Source organism: Sphingobacterium multivorum, assembly GCF_039511225.1.
In the GTDB taxonomy this organism is placed as follows: Bacteria; Bacteroidota; Bacteroidia; order Sphingobacteriales; family Sphingobacteriaceae; genus Sphingobacterium.
The window spans coordinates 5,009,138-5,022,650 of sequence record NZ_CP154261.1 but is presented as its reverse complement, the minus strand read 5'-3'; the positions used below and the strand labels follow the sequence as shown (position 1 = coordinate 5,022,650).

The following is a 13,513-nucleotide window of genomic DNA, read 5'->3' as shown; positions in this document are numbered from 1 at the left end:
AGTATAAAACCAAAAAGGCACCTTTCCTATTGAAAGATGCCTTTTTGGTTTTTCTTGTTTTCCCGACTTTATGATGGGTTTTTGAGGTGCTGATTGAAGTAGTCCGCAATTTTTTCGTACATATGAATACGGTCTTTTCCCATTACATTGTGTTCATGAGTCGGGTATAGAAAATAATCTACTTGCTTTCCGGCTTTAATACAGGCTTCTAAAAACTCCATGCTGTTTTGTTGTACAACGACAGGGTCTTGTGCGCCGTGAATAATCAATAGTCTTCCTTTCAGTTGATCGGCTTTATTGAGGAGTGATGTCAATTTATAACCTTCCGGATTTTCTTGCGGCGTGTCCATGTAGCGTTCGCCGTACATCACCTCATAAAATTTCCAGTCGATTACCGGACCTCCAGCTACTGCAGCCTTGAAGATATCGTTATGATGCAGCATGAAGGAAGTTGTCATAAAACCACCGAAGCTCCACCCGAAAATACCCATGCGCTGTTGGTCAACAAAAGATTTTGATTTAAGGAACTCTATTCCTTTCATCTGGTCGGCCATTTCATTTTGACCGAGGTTGCGATGCGTAGCTGTATAGAAATCCCGGCCTCTGTAATTCGTGCCGCGATTATCCATCGTGAAGACGATATAGCCCTGTTGCGCCATATACATATCAAAATATCCAGCGCCTCCTAGCCATTTGTTGGAAACAAGCTGCGAATGTGATCCGCCGTATAAATAATACATGACCGGATATTTCTTAGCTGGATCAAAGTCGTTGGGATAAATGATACGTCCTGTCAATGGGTATTTCCCATCTGCGGATGTCAACTGTACAAATTCGATTTTAGGATCATTTATTTTTCCGGAAAAAGGGTTTTCTGCATTGACTAAGGTAGTTTCTTTAGCAGATTTAACTTCTTTGACCTGAACTTTATTTGGTGTTTTTAAATTACTATATTGATCGTAGATATACTTGCCATCGCTACTTAGTGCAGCATGATGCGTGCCCGATTCATTTGTTAATTGAACCGTTTTCCCTGATTTTAGGTCGACCTCAAATAATTGGCGATCTAAACCGTTGTTGGTGACTCCTGTATAGCTTACTTTGCTGCCATCAGCCGAAAAGTCGAGCAATGCCTCCATAACGATGTCTTTATAGCCGAGTTTTTTGATCAGATTACCTTCCGTGTTGTAGAGGTAAAGTTGATTATAACCATCTCTATCGGATTGATAAAGGAATTGATCCGGTTTGTTTGGTAAGAATGTCAATGGGTTTTCAGGTTCAACCCAGGTTGTCGCAGTTTCTTCAAACAGGGTTTTGACCAAAGAACCGTTTTCTGCATTATATTTGTTGACTTTAAGATCATTTTGCCCACGGTTAAGTACTCCGACGTAGATGTATTTACCAGAAGGATCCCAGGTAACCATGGTCAAATACTGCTCTGAATGCTCACCGGTTTGGAGGGTTACCTTTTGTCCCGTGGTGGTGTTGTAAACGATCAACGAAACTTCTTCAGATTTTTGACCTGTCATTGGATATTTTATCCATTTGATATCCGCAATTTTGGAACTCCATTGCGGTAATGGATAATTGGCGACCATCGTTTCGTCTTTGTGATAGTACAGCAGTTTGTCATTTTGATTGTTCCACCACATTCCTTTCTTGATGCCAAATTCCTGGCGATGGGTGTAATCACTACCATTGACAATTCCTTTGTCGTTATCGTTGGTGACGGAAGTAATTTTGCCGTCTTTGTCAACAATTGCAATGTTATTGTCTATTAAGTAGGCGATTTTTGAAAAATCAGAACATACCTCGCGATTAGCTCCCTTGTTGTCATTGCCGATAAAGCTTTCAATATTTTTTGATTTGATATTGTAAGTCACCGTGTAAGTTTTATCTTTTCCATCGACTTGGAGTAATAGCGCGTTTCCATCACGCCATTTATAGTCGTAAGGAAACATCCGCAGATTGAATGTTTCGCCCGGAATAGCCGTTTTCAATGCTGCTTCGAGGTCTGCTTTAGAGGCTAGATTAGTTTCGCTCCAGTTGTTGGAAGCGCTTTTTGATAATAGATTCTGGTACGATTTATCGAGATAGGAGAGGTTGTTTGATTTTGGGATCCACGATGCTCCGGCTATTGATGTTGGTGCGTAAGTTCGGGGTCCAAATACTGTTTCTTCTAAATTGAGGTTGCGTTGTGCATAGCTGCTGATGGAGCTCGACAACAAGAAGAATAGCGCAATTCTTTTCATTAAACTGTAATATTGTGTGAATGTTTATACACAACGTCATACGTGAGCCCATTCCAGTGGTTATTTTGCGCTTCATTAGTCCAATAATCACATGAGGCTTCTAAACCTGTTGCGATAGGAAATTAAAGGCGCAAATAGCTCATTACATTCCGTTTGTTTTTAAATTTTATAGGGCTAAATTAGGGAAATAGCCCTATAAAACCTAGTACAGAATTGTTGCATTTCTAACTTAAATTGTTTGCTATAAACCGCTACGTCTTGCCGCTGAGCTATAGTTTACGTAGCCAGATGTTTCTGAACTGGACCAAATCACCATGATCCTGCAATACAATTGGACCTGGTCCGTGGCTTATTTGCTTTGGTAGTCCGATGTATTCGGTTGTGCCATCGATTTGGGTATTGTTTTGTACAATGACGCCGTTATGTAGGACCGTTACTGTTCCTTTAGCGGTCAAGATTCCATCCTTATTGAACTGAGGTGCTTTATAAATAATATCGTACACATGCCATTTGTCTGGAGCAATTACCTGCGCCAGGGGTGGGCGCTGTTTGTAAATACTGCCTGCTCCGCCGTTGACATAGGTTGGGTTGTTATTGTTGTCCAATACCTGAATTTCATAAAGCCCTTGGAGGAAAATTCCGCTATTGCCTCTTCCTTGGCCCTCGCCTTTGATTACTTCGGGGCTTTTCCATTCAATATGCAATTGAAAATCGCTAAAGTGTTCGTTGGTCTCAATGGCTCCAGCCCCCGGTTTTACTTCAAGTACGTTGTTGGCCACTGTCCAATTGGCTTTGCCTTTTTCACTTTTCCATTGCCTAAGATCCTTGCCGTCAAAAAGGACAATGGCATCGCTTGGTACACCCTGATTGATTGTTACTGTCGGTGGTACCGGACTATAATATTCGGTGTCGCTTGGTTTCATATTTGTTTGGGCCTGTAATACAGTGGCGCCAAATAAGAGTGTTGTTGCTATCGCTGAGGATAAAGAAAAGTTCATCTGTTGGGTTTTTGGTATGGTTAAATATACAAATAATCCCACTTGTTTGGAACAATTTCAGTAGGTTTGTGCATGGCAACCATTTTACAGACAGTATCGCTGAAAGAAGCCCGGTTCTATGCACCAATAGGTTACTATGAAGAAGAACAGGTGCTAGGCAATGAATTTTTTGTTTCTATTGACGTATGTTTTCCCTTTTTGAATGCCGAGACAGAGGATTTAAACAATACGCTCAATTACGAAGAACTTTACCAGATTACAGCCGGTGTCATGCTACCTAAACGTAAGCTACTGGAATCTGCGGCTTCAGAAATACTCGAACAGATTCGGGAAAGAGTATCCCATGCTCTGACGATCGAAGTGGTGATACGCAAATCGAACCCTCCCTTTGGTGGGGACCTTTCCTGCTCCCAAGTTAGCCTTAAATATTTCAAGGATTAAAACGAAACTGGATCAGCGCAATATCAACTGAAAGAATTAGTTTTGCCAATCGTTATCTGATAGTCTTAAATTAATAGTATGAATATTTACGATCTTGTCATAGCCGATAAGGAAAGGATTGCTTTGGAGGATGTTTTCTTGGAAGAGGACAGCCGTCAAAAGCTGCATCAGCTGATTAAAGAGCATCGTTATATTAAAGAGCTTTCGCAATATGGTCTGCCGGTGAGCAATAAGATTTTACTGCACGGTTATTCGGGTTGCGGAAAAACAACAACGGCGAAAGCGCTGGCTACAGCGCTTGAAAAACCAATTTATGTGTTGAATTTGAGCAACCTCATTTCTTCTCGCATTGGCGAAACCTCGCAGCACATCAAACAGGTCTTTGATAAAGCAGGGCGTGAAAAAGCAGTTCTGTTTTTAGATGAATTCGATCAGATCGGAAAGGCGCGGATTAGTGAAGAAAAGGATGTTGGTGAAATGCGCCGTCTCGTGAACACCATTATACAGCTGATCGATTATTTTCCTGCTGAAGCGGTATTGATTGCAGCAACGAATCATCCTGAAATATTGGATACAGCCATTATCCGGCGGTTTCAGCTTCGTTTGGCTTTTGAGTTGCCGACCATAGTACAACTGGATGCCTATTATGATAAACTATTTGAGCCATTTCCACATTATGCTGATGTCGTACCGCGACGCTATGGGATCTCCTATGCAGAGGCTAAGGACTATATTTACGGTGCTGTCAAATCCTTATTTATTGCGTCGTTGGAACAAAATCAACCTTAATGTTTTTTGAACGCTCTATTTGAGATGCTCAGTAAAAATAACAACGTTTCATAAAAGCCTTTCTCTTATACGGTACGCTGCTAATTGAATGCTCCGTTTCAGCTCCTAATAAAAAAATGACAATTTCTGATAAACTGTTTTGTCTCCTATACGTTAGTCTGTGTATAGGGACAATTTGGGATAGGCAGGGGGCCGCCGATGACAAATTGATCGCTAAGTAGTTAAAAATAGTTTGTTTTTAAGACAAAATGACATCAATTTTTATTTTTAAATGACATTTTGTCTTTTAAAGCCTGCTGGTACGTAAATTGAATAATTCTCTTCAAATAGTTTGGAACAAAAAAGCTTAACAATAAAACAAAAAATTAGGAGGACAAAAAATGGCATTAATTAAATTCCCTACAAAAAGTTTAAACACCGATGCAGTAAATCCATTTGTAAACACTGTATTCGACAACTTATTCAATGATAATTTCATCTCCGATCGTTTGGTGTCCCGTGTACCTGCGGTCAATATATCAGAATCTGAAAAATCATTTAAAATTGAAATGGCAGCGCCTGGATTGGATAAATCGGATTTTAAGATCAATGTTGATAAAAATCTAATTACCATTTCAGCTGAGAAAAAAGAGGAAAGTGTGAGTGAAGAAAAATTATACAGCAAAAAAGAATTCAATTATTCTTCGTTCTCAAGATCATTTACATTGCCAGAGACCGTAGATTATAGCAATATCGAGGCTGCCTATGAAGGTGGTATATTAATTTTGACTGTTGGCAAGAAAGAAGATGCAATCATTGCAAAACGTCTGATTGAAGTTAAATAATCCAGCAGCATACAAGAAATAGTTCATTTTGGGAATGACCAAAGGTGAGCAAAAGACAATAGTTTTTAGGTTTAGTTTATGTTTTAATCCCTCGGAGTTCCGTTTGTGTTCCGAGGGATTTTTCTTTTGTCAGGATGGTCCTGACGCGATGAAAAGACTATTCAGTTTCCGCATAGTTTTCAGATCGGGGAATTTTGGCGAGATAAGGCTCCATCTCTTCCGGTAACTTCGTTAATTTCCGCTTTTGAAGGTCGAGCCAGGCTCCATCGACGTTGACGGTACAGCACAAAACGCCGTCATTACGAAAAACTTGGTGTATAAATGAAAAACGACTATTTGTTTTGTTGTATTTCGTCAGTTCTACTTTTACCTGTACATATTCATCCAGATGCACTTCTTTAAAATAGATGAGTTCTTCCCGAAATAAAATTGGACCGATATGAAATTCGGCAAATTTATCCAGTGAAAAGCCCATTTTGTTCAACATGTTACTGCGGGCCTGTGCGCAGATATCAGCGTAAGCAGAATGCCGCATATGTCTATTTGCATCGATCTGCGCCCATATAATCTGACCTTGATAAAATATATTCTCCATAATCTTCAGCGATTAGCCTCTTTTTTCATAACAATTTACATATTTTTAAATAAAGCTGTAACACTTTGTTTGTTTGCTATACTTATTACCTAAATATATTTAAAGAAAAATCGCAAGGTGAACCCATCAGAAATAGAATTTCTTCGACTGATTGACGAGAATAAAGGTATTCTCGTTAAGGTGAGCCGCATGTATATGGATGACCATGAGGGACGGCAAGATCTGTATCAGGAGATTGTCTATCAGCTGTGGAAATCCTATGCGACATTTAAGCAACAGAGTAAATTTTCAACATGGATGTACCGTGTTGCCCTCAATACCGCAATGGTATTTTTAAAAAAAGAAAAGAAACATCAGATTTTTGAGGCGTTAGAGGAGCGGCATGATTTTGCAGAAGAAACTTACGACACCGATAAAGATGAGCAACTGAAAGTCTTTTATCAGGCTGTTCAAGAGCTTAACGCCATTGAAAAAGCCTTGATATTTTTGTTTTTGGAAGGTCAGAGTCATCGCGAGATTGCAGAAAATCTGGGTATATCGGAAGTCAATGCCCGCGTAAAATTAAACCGCACGAAGGAGCGAATTCAACAAATCATTAAAAAATACACGTATGAATTTTGATGAGTTAAAAAAATCTTGGCAGGAACAGCCTACGGACGAGGATTTACAGAATCCAAATCTCAAATACTATAAGGAGGTCGGCAATATCATGGGTAAGCTGCGCAAGAATATCAAACGTGAGTTTATTTCTTGGGCCGTGTGTATGGGCTTTCTGTTTTTGGTGCCTATTTTGCCGATGTATAAGATTGAAGGTTATGCTGCATTTGCGTATTACTTTTTTATCGTACAGATATCCTTATCCAGTCTTTTATATTACCGGAGGTTCTTTTATTTGGTAAAGAGTACAAAAAAGATCGAGTTGTTGGCTTCTAAAGAACACTTGCTCAAGTTGTATTACGATTTGAAGTATGCCGTAGAGACCTATCGGATTGCGGCCTATGTGATGATTCCGCAAGCTTTATTTCTTTATCTTATTATGATTGCACAGAATAGGACTACCATCTGGTTTGATCGATTATACCATTTCAAGGAAACTTTCCAACAAGACCCTAACTTTATTATGTGGATGATCCTTTCCGCAATTACTTCCATTGTTCTTGTTGTTGGTCTGACAGAATTTATGATTCGTGCTTATTATAGCAATTATATTACACAGATAAAGGAAAAGCTTGATCAAATGGAAGCCGAATAATTTACAGCCAACTTGCATGTATTTTATGCTGTTGAAGACTTGATTTTCCTGTCAAAATGACCAGAACTAAAATAGGTAAGGTTTTTGTTTCATCTCCTTCTGATTAGTTTTTTTAGTCCATATGGAATATCCGCTTCATTTTATAGGTGTTTGCTTTTTGGGGCATGGATATTTCGTATATTGTCATTGAAAACCGTTGTCCGTTATGTTTAATCCGACAAAGAAGTTACAGCGCAGTTCCCAGATCTTAAGTATATTGGCCAAATATGGTTTTAAAGATGCGATCGCTCGATTGCCCTGGAAGGGATCCCGATCTGCTGTAGAACATGCTATTGACGTCGATAATATCAGTGTTTATGCCCGTATTCGCATGGCTCTTGAGGAGCTCGGTCCTGCTTTTATCAAGCTTGGACAATCGGCTTCAACGCGGGAGGGGTTGTTGCCCCAAGATCTCGTAGATGAACTTAAGCGCCTTGAGGATAATGTTCCCCCCTTTGAAGTGGATATTAAATCGTATCTCAAGGAAGAACTTGAGCTGGATATTGATGTACATTTCCAGGAGATTGCTGCCGAACCTTTTGCTGCGGCCTCTATTGCACAGGTATATCGTGCGACCTTAAAAGATGGAACCCAAGTCGTGTTAAAAGTGCGCCGTCCCGGCATCGATGAGGTTATGCGCTGTGATCTGGCACTCATGCGTGATATTGCCAAAATTCTAACCATGTATAATGATGTGCTGGAAAATCTTAATCTTTCGCTGATTGTTGAATCTTTTGCAATGACCCTGCAGGAAGAGATGTCTTTAGTGATTGAGCGGCATAACATCGATCGCTTCGCAAAGAACTTTAAAGGGAATAAATTGATTAAGACACCGCGGGTTTATCCTGAACTCTCCTCAGACCGTGTTCTATGTATGGAATATCTTGATGGTTTCAAGGTAACCGATGCCGATGAAATTAAGCGCCGGGGAATGGATGTCCAGACACTGGTAAAAAATGGGATCAATTTGTACCTCGAGCAAGTGATTATCCATGGTTTCTTCCATGGCGATCCTCATCCCGGGAATATGATGGTAATGCCCGATGGACGGATCGCTTTTTTGGATTTTGGTAATATGGGTAAATTATTAGGTATAGACCGTAGGCAGCTTGAAGAGTTTATTCAATCGGCTATTTCCGAAGATGCAGTGCGGCTTGCGGATGTGATTGAAGACGTTGCTGTGGTTAGTCATATTCCGGATCGTAATCAGTTTGAACGGTCGCTCTACGAGATCTTTGATATGATCGATAATGTATCGCTCGGAGACCTAAGTTTAGATGTACTGTTCAATAAACTTTGGAAAATTATTGGCGACAATCGTTTGTATTTTCCAGAATATATTTATCAGTTGATGCGCGGTATATCGTTGATGGAAGGTATTGGACGCCAATTGTATCCCGATCTCAATATTATGGAGAGTATCAAACCCTTTGCTCGAAGGATTATGATGGAGCGGCTCTCTCCAGAGGCAATCTTCAAAAAAGGGAAACACAAAGTTGAATCTTTTGCGCGCGATGTTGAAAAACTCCCTGAAGATATGCGGGCCCTTGTGCGCTTATTTCGAACAGGAAATTTTACGCTCAACCATCGATTGATCAGTGCCCGATCCTTTAATACGATTCTACGCAAAGGTGTGAATCGTATTGTCATCGGAATTATGTTTATGTCACTCAATTTACTGGGTGGGATGATTATTGTCGCACGCGTAGAACCACAGTGGTGGGGAATTCCCATTTTTGCTTGGATATGCCTTGGCTCAGCATGGGTCTTTGCCATATATTTATTTGTTGCTATGATCCGAGCAAAGGACAACGATTAACCGGGGTTAGAACGCATTTTCAGCCACGATGATTGGCTATGCATACATACACGCTATAAAATAAAAAATAAAAAGATATGGAAATCAATCTAAATGGGAAAAAAGCCCTGATCGGAGCGAGCTCTGCTGGTATAGGAGCAGGTATTGCCCAAGTGCTTGCCTCATGTGGCGTATCTGTAACATTAGCTTCCCGACATGAGGAAAAGCTACAACGTACCTGTGAAGGTCTGGATACTTCCAAAGGACAGGTACACCAATATATCCTGGTGGATTATAACGATCACGAAGCATACAAAAAACAGATCGAACATTACTTTGAGTCGAATAAGGTGGATATTTTAATCAACAATTCGAATGGGCCACAAGCAGGAACCATAGACCAAAAAAATCTGGCGGATTACCAGCATGCTTTTGAACTATTATTTCAAAATCACTGTTACACGACCTCATGTGCGCTGCCTTATATGTTGGCAAATCGATACGGACGTATTATTAATGTGTCTTCTTCAACTGTGAAAGAACCGGTATCTAATTTAGTGTTGTCTAATACGATCCGAACAGCATTGCTTAGCTGGAGTAAATCGCTGGCAACGGATGTCGCTAAAGAAGGGGTGACGGTCAATAGCATCTTGACAGGCCTTTTTGATACGGATCGTATCCAGTCGCTAACCAATCTTGACGCTCAACGTATGGGTATATCCTACGAGGAAGCGCTGCAATTGCGGTTAAAACAGGTTCCTGCGCAGCGTCTGGGTAAACCTGAAGAATACGGTTATCTCGTCGCTTTCCTTTGCTCCGAATATGCAAGTTATCTGACTGGAGCCAATATTCCTCTGGACGGCGGGATGTTAAAAGGCTTATAAAAAATAAGCTGCTCAATAACGTCAGGTCAAAGCCCTTTATTTGAGCATTCCATAGCTGGATTGCTGTAGCCAGAGCTTGGTATAAAATTGCATAAAAAGGGGTGTCCAATTTTTTTGGACACCCCTTTATGTTAGTGTGATTTATTATTTTCAATTAGTTCAACACCAATTCGGTATTGACAATGATGTCGACATCAGAAGCAACCGCTTCTACGCCCGAAGGTAATTTATCATTGTATTTCATGCCGAAATCCTGACGGTTAATTTTTGTTTTAGCTGTAAATCCAGCACGTGTTTTTCCCCAAGGATCCGTAATGATTCCGCCGTTTTGCGTCACCTCGAAAGTTACTTTTTTCGTTACATCACGAATCGTCAGATCCGCTATCATCACATATTTTCCTTTTACTTTCGCATTTTTAAAACTGATAGACTTTAATGTCATTTTAGGGAATTTTTCCGCAGCAAAAAAATCATCGGTCTTCAAGTGGTTGTCACGCGCAGCAATGCGTGTATTAATGCTATTGACGTCGATAGCGAAATTAACTTTGGCATTATTGAAACTTGTTCCTGTTGGGGTTTCAACTGTTCCTTCTACCTTTGTAAATTCACCATCAACAAAGCTGATACCAAGGTGTTTTACATCAAATCTCGCATTGGTATGTGCAGGGTCCGCAGACCATTTTACTTGTGCCACAGCAACATTAACCATTAATACCGCCGCTGCCAGAATTTGGAAAAATTTATTCATCTTATTTTCTTTTTTATTTATCTAACCGTCAAAAGTTCAAATTGTTTGTTTGAACAAGCTTCTGCAAAGGTGGGATAAACAGACAAAGAAAAAATTGATGTAGGTCAAGAATTTCGATTCGGCTTTAAGATCTGTCTTTTTAGGCGGCTAAGAAACTCCTGCGTAACACCAAGATAGGACGCTAATTGCATATTGGAGATCCTCGGATAGATTTTAGGGTACCTTTTGATAAAATCCAGATAGCGTTCCTGTGCTGTGAAACCTATGCTCGAGATAATACGGTGCTGCGATGCGATTTGCGCACGTTGTGCCATAATCCTGGAGAGTTTCTCGAAGATGGGATGATCTTCGTAAAGTTTGTCCTTAGCCTTTTTTGACAGGGTCAGGACGACGGAGTTTTCCAGGGCCTGAATGTTTTGGAGGGCCGGCTCCTGATAATTGAAGCTGGCAATATCACCGATCCACCAATCTTCAATTGCAAACTGTAGGATATGTTCAATCCCATCGGCGGTGACATAGAATGATTTAAATAAACCGCTGATCACGTATGCTTCATGGTGGCATACCTCGCCTGCCCGGAGAAAGTATTCTTTTTTCTTTATTTTCCGTACCTGATAACGTGAGACGATGTCATTTAGTTCTTCCTCAGTGACATCAATACGCTGTTTTACAAATTCCTTGAATTGTTCCATTTGGCTGTAAAATACGAATTTTTTGCCATGCTAATTGAATAAGTCGTCCAATTCCTATCAATTCTAAGGTAAAATAATCTGCCTATAGACTATTTTCTGTCATTAATGTTGTGGAGATGACGATGCTATCTACATCTTGGTGTAATATTTGACCGGATATTCGCATAATTCGGATAGTTTGATCAATAATTGGTATCTTTTGTCAGATTTAAAATATTTGAATTGCTATAACTATAAAAGTGTCTCATGAAGTTTGTCGCCCCCAACACCCTTGAAAATGATAAGGTCGTATTACGCATCATCGAACCAACGGATTTTGATACGCTGTATCAGGTTGCCAAAGATCCCCTGATCTGGGAACAGCATCCCAACAAAGATCGCTGGAAGGAAGAGGTTTTTCAGGGATTTTTTGAAGGGGCCTTGGAAAGTAAGGCTGCTTATTTGATCCTGGATAAGGAAAGTGGAGCCTGCATTGGGAGCACCCGGTACTATGGACTTGATGAGGCGGAAAAATCTATTTTTGTTGGATATACGTTTTATGCCCGTGCGTATTGGGGGGCAGGAATTAATCCCTTGGTCAAAGAGATGATGTTTGACTTTGCCTTCAACTTTGTGGATCGGATCTGTCTGCATGTGGGGGCAGAAAACTATCGTTCTCAGAAAGCCGTGGAGCGTTTGGGCGCTATTAAAGTGGCCGAAAAGATGGTCAGCTACGTAAATGAGCCTGAACGTAAAAATTTTGAATACGCGTTGGAAAAATCCGCTTGGCGGCGGATCAAGAGATAAAGCTTTATTATCCCTTGACGCCACTCAGTATACTGCCGATAATGACGGTTAATACAATCAATGTAATGATGATATAAAGTCTGTCTTTTTCGATTACAAAGCCAAATAACGAACCGATCACCCGTACAATAGGTGTGCAAATCAATAAAAGAACACCCAACTGTATAACTTGGGGAATATTTCGGCTAAAGGCCCCTGAAATAATTCCAGTAATTGTTGTATTGGAATTCCCTTCACCGACAAAATCTCGATAATTCGGTACGGTGTCCTGTCCATGAACAATCAGGTAGAAGATACCGCCGAGAATAAGAATAGAGGACGCCAATATAACGCCTATTCGTAAAATTTGTCCTACCAACAGTGAGATGTCCTTGTCTCCCCAATAGTGTTTCGAAAATACTTGTTTCATTTTGAGTAATTAGGTCCTTCATTGTCTAGTGGAAGGACGTTACAAACTTAAAATCCTAAATCTGGTAAGCTACCGTTTTTAGAATTTATGCTGGAATCCGTTGAAGATCATTTCCAAGGCCACCAAAGTAATGGCGACGGCGAAAATAATACGTAAAGTCTTTGGGTTCATGCGCTTTAAGAGTTTGGATCCTGTAATGGCACCGCATAATACGCCTAGTATAACCGGAAAAGCAATACCTGGATCCATATATCCCCTTTGTAAATAGACCACTGCAGAAGCAGCTGCGGTGACACCGATCATAAAGTTACTCGTTGTCGTACTGACTTTAAATGGAATTTTCATCATGCTGTCCATCGCGAGTACTTTAAGGGAACCGGAACCGATTCCTAGTAATCCGGAAAGTATTCCTGCAACCCCCATCAAAGAGAAGCCGCCGACAACGTTGGTCAGCTTATACGGGATCAATTTTCCATCAGCAGGGTAGGTGCTATTCAGTTTCAATTTTTCAGCCAAAGCAGAACCGCCGGATAGCGCATGTTCGTTTTTCTTCCGTATAGTCATTGCTGCGGAGAAGATCAGTACAACACCAAAAATGATTGCAATGGTGTTCGTCGGCATGTAAATGGCGATGACAGCTCCGATAACAGCACCAATCGTGGTCGCTATTTCTAAAAACATTCCAAGCCGGATGTTGGTGATGCCTTCTTTGACATAGGCTGTGGCTGCACCAGATGATGTCGCTATGGAAGCCAACAAGGCCGCTCCGATGGCATAACGGATATCGACATGAAACAGAAGAGTCAATAAAGGGATGACAACGACCCCTCCGCCTAAGCCTGTCAGGGATCCTAAGAGCCCTGCTACAAAAGCACCCAGGAGAAGGATGATTGTAAAGGTGAGAATAGTCATAAATATGTGTTTGTTTGTGTGATCCAAAAAACAGCAGCTGCTTAATGGAAGGTAATTTGTTGTAAACTTAAGGGCTTTTTATTGCTTTTAAAAC

At 40.6% G+C, this 13,513-nt stretch carries 15 protein-coding genes; 8 read left to right on the top strand and 7 right to left on the bottom strand.

Annotation, left to right across the window (positions count from 1 at the left end; translation table 11 throughout):
* Window positions 1–68: 68 nt before the first annotated feature.
* On the bottom strand, window positions 69–2,252 hold the full coding sequence (locus AAH582_RS21030; RefSeq protein ID WP_343320385.1) for a S9 family peptidase: 2,184 nt from the start codon (window positions 2,250–2,252) through the stop codon (window positions 69–71).
* Between the two features lie 269 nt (window positions 2,253–2,521).
* Window positions 2,522–3,250: a 3-keto-disaccharide hydrolase gene (locus AAH582_RS21025; RefSeq protein ID WP_343320383.1), complete on the bottom strand. Its 729-nt coding sequence runs from the start codon at window positions 3,248–3,250 to the stop codon at window positions 2,522–2,524.
* 72 nt (window positions 3,251–3,322) lie between these two features.
* On the opposite strand from AAH582_RS21025, the gene AAH582_RS21020 reads away from it, so the two are divergent.
* The 3 genes from AAH582_RS21020 to AAH582_RS21010 all read left to right on the top strand — a co-directional run bounded on the left by AAH582_RS21020 (window position 3,323) and on the right by AAH582_RS21010 (window position 5,304).
* Entirely contained in the window at window positions 3,323–3,691 is a 369-nt protein-coding gene (locus tag AAH582_RS21020) for a dihydroneopterin aldolase (protein WP_046672427.1), read from the top strand.
* 78 nt (window positions 3,692–3,769) lie between these two features.
* The gene (locus AAH582_RS21015) at window positions 3,770–4,480 is read left to right on the top strand and encodes an AAA family ATPase (protein ID WP_343320380.1); all 711 of its coding nucleotides are present in this window, start codon (window positions 3,770–3,772) and stop codon (window positions 4,478–4,480) included.
* A gap of 380 nt (window positions 4,481–4,860) precedes the next feature.
* Window positions 4,861–5,304, top strand: a complete 444-nt coding sequence (locus tag AAH582_RS21010) for an Hsp20/alpha crystallin family protein (protein ID WP_046672425.1) — start codon at window positions 4,861–4,863, stop codon at window positions 5,302–5,304.
* Between the two features lie 157 nt (window positions 5,305–5,461).
* On the opposite strand, the gene AAH582_RS21005 is transcribed toward AAH582_RS21010, so the two are convergent.
* Window positions 5,462–5,899, bottom strand: a complete 438-nt coding sequence (locus AAH582_RS21005; protein ID WP_046672424.1) for an acyl-CoA thioesterase — start codon at window positions 5,897–5,899, stop codon at window positions 5,462–5,464.
* 117 nt (window positions 5,900–6,016) lie between these two features.
* Between AAH582_RS21005 and AAH582_RS21000 the strand changes: the two genes are divergently transcribed.
* From AAH582_RS21000 to AAH582_RS20985, 4 genes are all read left to right on the top strand, one after another.
* On the top strand, window positions 6,017–6,520 hold the full coding sequence (locus AAH582_RS21000) for an RNA polymerase sigma factor (RefSeq protein ID WP_046672423.1): 504 nt from the start codon (window positions 6,017–6,019) through the stop codon (window positions 6,518–6,520).
* On the top strand, window positions 6,510–7,151 hold the full coding sequence (locus tag AAH582_RS20995) for a hypothetical protein (protein ID WP_343320376.1): 642 nt from the start codon (window positions 6,510–6,512) through the stop codon (window positions 7,149–7,151). The genes AAH582_RS21000 and AAH582_RS20995 overlap by 11 nt, the downstream gene beginning before the upstream one ends.
* A 205-nt stretch (window positions 7,152–7,356) precedes the next feature.
* The gene (locus tag AAH582_RS20990) at window positions 7,357–9,009 is read left to right on the top strand and encodes an ABC1 kinase family protein (protein WP_053003524.1); all 1,653 of its coding nucleotides are present in this window, start codon (window positions 7,357–7,359) and stop codon (window positions 9,007–9,009) included.
* 77 nt (window positions 9,010–9,086) lie between these two features.
* A complete protein-coding gene (locus AAH582_RS20985; RefSeq protein ID WP_046672421.1) occupies window positions 9,087–9,872 on the top strand; it encodes an SDR family oxidoreductase in 786 nt (261 codons plus the stop codon).
* Between the two features lie 154 nt (window positions 9,873–10,026).
* Here AAH582_RS20985 and AAH582_RS20980 read toward each other — a convergent pair whose 3' ends face one another.
* Together AAH582_RS20980 and AAH582_RS20975 are read right to left on the bottom strand one after the other, a co-directional pair.
* Window positions 10,027–10,620 (bottom strand): YceI family protein, encoded by a 594-nt coding sequence (locus AAH582_RS20980; RefSeq protein ID WP_343320373.1) that lies wholly within the window; start codon window positions 10,618–10,620, stop codon window positions 10,027–10,029.
* A 104-nt stretch (window positions 10,621–10,724) separates the two neighbouring features.
* Window positions 10,725–11,312: a Crp/Fnr family transcriptional regulator gene (locus AAH582_RS20975; RefSeq protein ID WP_046672419.1), complete on the bottom strand. Its 588-nt coding sequence runs from the start codon at window positions 11,310–11,312 to the stop codon at window positions 10,725–10,727.
* A gap of 246 nt (window positions 11,313–11,558) precedes the next feature.
* Here AAH582_RS20975 and AAH582_RS20970 point away from each other — a divergent pair, with 246 nt between their 5' ends.
* Window positions 11,559–12,098, top strand: coding sequence for a GNAT family N-acetyltransferase (locus tag AAH582_RS20970; RefSeq protein WP_343320370.1), 540 nt, complete (start codon window positions 11,559–11,561; stop codon window positions 12,096–12,098).
* Between the two features lie 7 nt (window positions 12,099–12,105).
* On the opposite strand, the gene AAH582_RS20965 is transcribed toward AAH582_RS20970, so the two are convergent.
* Complete coding sequence (locus AAH582_RS20965) at window positions 12,106–12,507, bottom strand: DUF1634 domain-containing protein (RefSeq protein ID WP_046672417.1); 402 nt, start codon at window positions 12,505–12,507, stop codon at window positions 12,106–12,108.
* 78 nt (window positions 12,508–12,585) lie between these two features.
* Window positions 12,586–13,419: a sulfite exporter TauE/SafE family protein gene (locus AAH582_RS20960; protein ID WP_046672416.1), complete on the bottom strand. Its 834-nt coding sequence runs from the start codon at window positions 13,417–13,419 to the stop codon at window positions 12,586–12,588.
* Window positions 13,420–13,513: the final 94 nt, after the last annotated feature.

What these genes read in the sequence shown, in the direction of transcription:
- AAH582_RS21030 (WP_343320385.1), bottom strand. Translation starts at nt 2,252, where the DNA reads ATGAAAAGAATTGCGCTATTCTTCTTGTTGTCGAGCTCCATCAGCAGC.
- AAH582_RS21025 (WP_343320383.1), bottom strand. Translation starts at nt 3,250, where the DNA reads ATGAACTTTTCTTTATCCTCAGCGATAGCAACAACACTCTTATTTGGC.
- AAH582_RS21020 (WP_046672427.1), top strand. Translation starts at nt 3,323, where the DNA reads ATGGCAACCATTTTACAGACAGTATCGCTGAAAGAAGCCCGGTTCTAT.
- AAH582_RS21015 (WP_343320380.1), top strand. Translation starts at nt 3,770, where the DNA reads ATGAATATTTACGATCTTGTCATAGCCGATAAGGAAAGGATTGCTTTG.
- AAH582_RS21010 (WP_046672425.1), top strand. Translation starts at nt 4,861, where the DNA reads ATGGCATTAATTAAATTCCCTACAAAAAGTTTAAACACCGATGCAGTA.
- AAH582_RS21005 (WP_046672424.1), bottom strand. Translation starts at nt 5,899, where the DNA reads ATGGAGAATATATTTTATCAAGGTCAGATTATATGGGCGCAGATCGAT.
- AAH582_RS20995 (WP_343320376.1), top strand. Translation starts at nt 6,510, where the DNA reads ATGAATTTTGATGAGTTAAAAAAATCTTGGCAGGAACAGCCTACGGAC.
- AAH582_RS20990 (WP_053003524.1), top strand. Translation starts at nt 7,357, where the DNA reads ATGTTTAATCCGACAAAGAAGTTACAGCGCAGTTCCCAGATCTTAAGT.
- AAH582_RS20985 (WP_046672421.1), top strand. Translation starts at nt 9,087, where the DNA reads ATGGAAATCAATCTAAATGGGAAAAAAGCCCTGATCGGAGCGAGCTCT.
- AAH582_RS20980 (WP_343320373.1), bottom strand. Translation starts at nt 10,620, where the DNA reads ATGAATAAATTTTTCCAAATTCTGGCAGCGGCGGTATTAATGGTTAAT.
- AAH582_RS20975 (WP_046672419.1), bottom strand. Translation starts at nt 11,312, where the DNA reads ATGGAACAATTCAAGGAATTTGTAAAACAGCGTATTGATGTCACTGAG.
- AAH582_RS20970 (WP_343320370.1), top strand. Translation starts at nt 11,559, where the DNA reads ATGAAGTTTGTCGCCCCCAACACCCTTGAAAATGATAAGGTCGTATTA.
- AAH582_RS20965 (WP_046672417.1), bottom strand. Translation starts at nt 12,507, where the DNA reads ATGAAACAAGTATTTTCGAAACACTATTGGGGAGACAAGGACATCTCA.
- AAH582_RS20960 (WP_046672416.1), bottom strand. Translation starts at nt 13,419, where the DNA reads ATGACTATTCTCACCTTTACAATCATCCTTCTCCTGGGTGCTTTTGTA.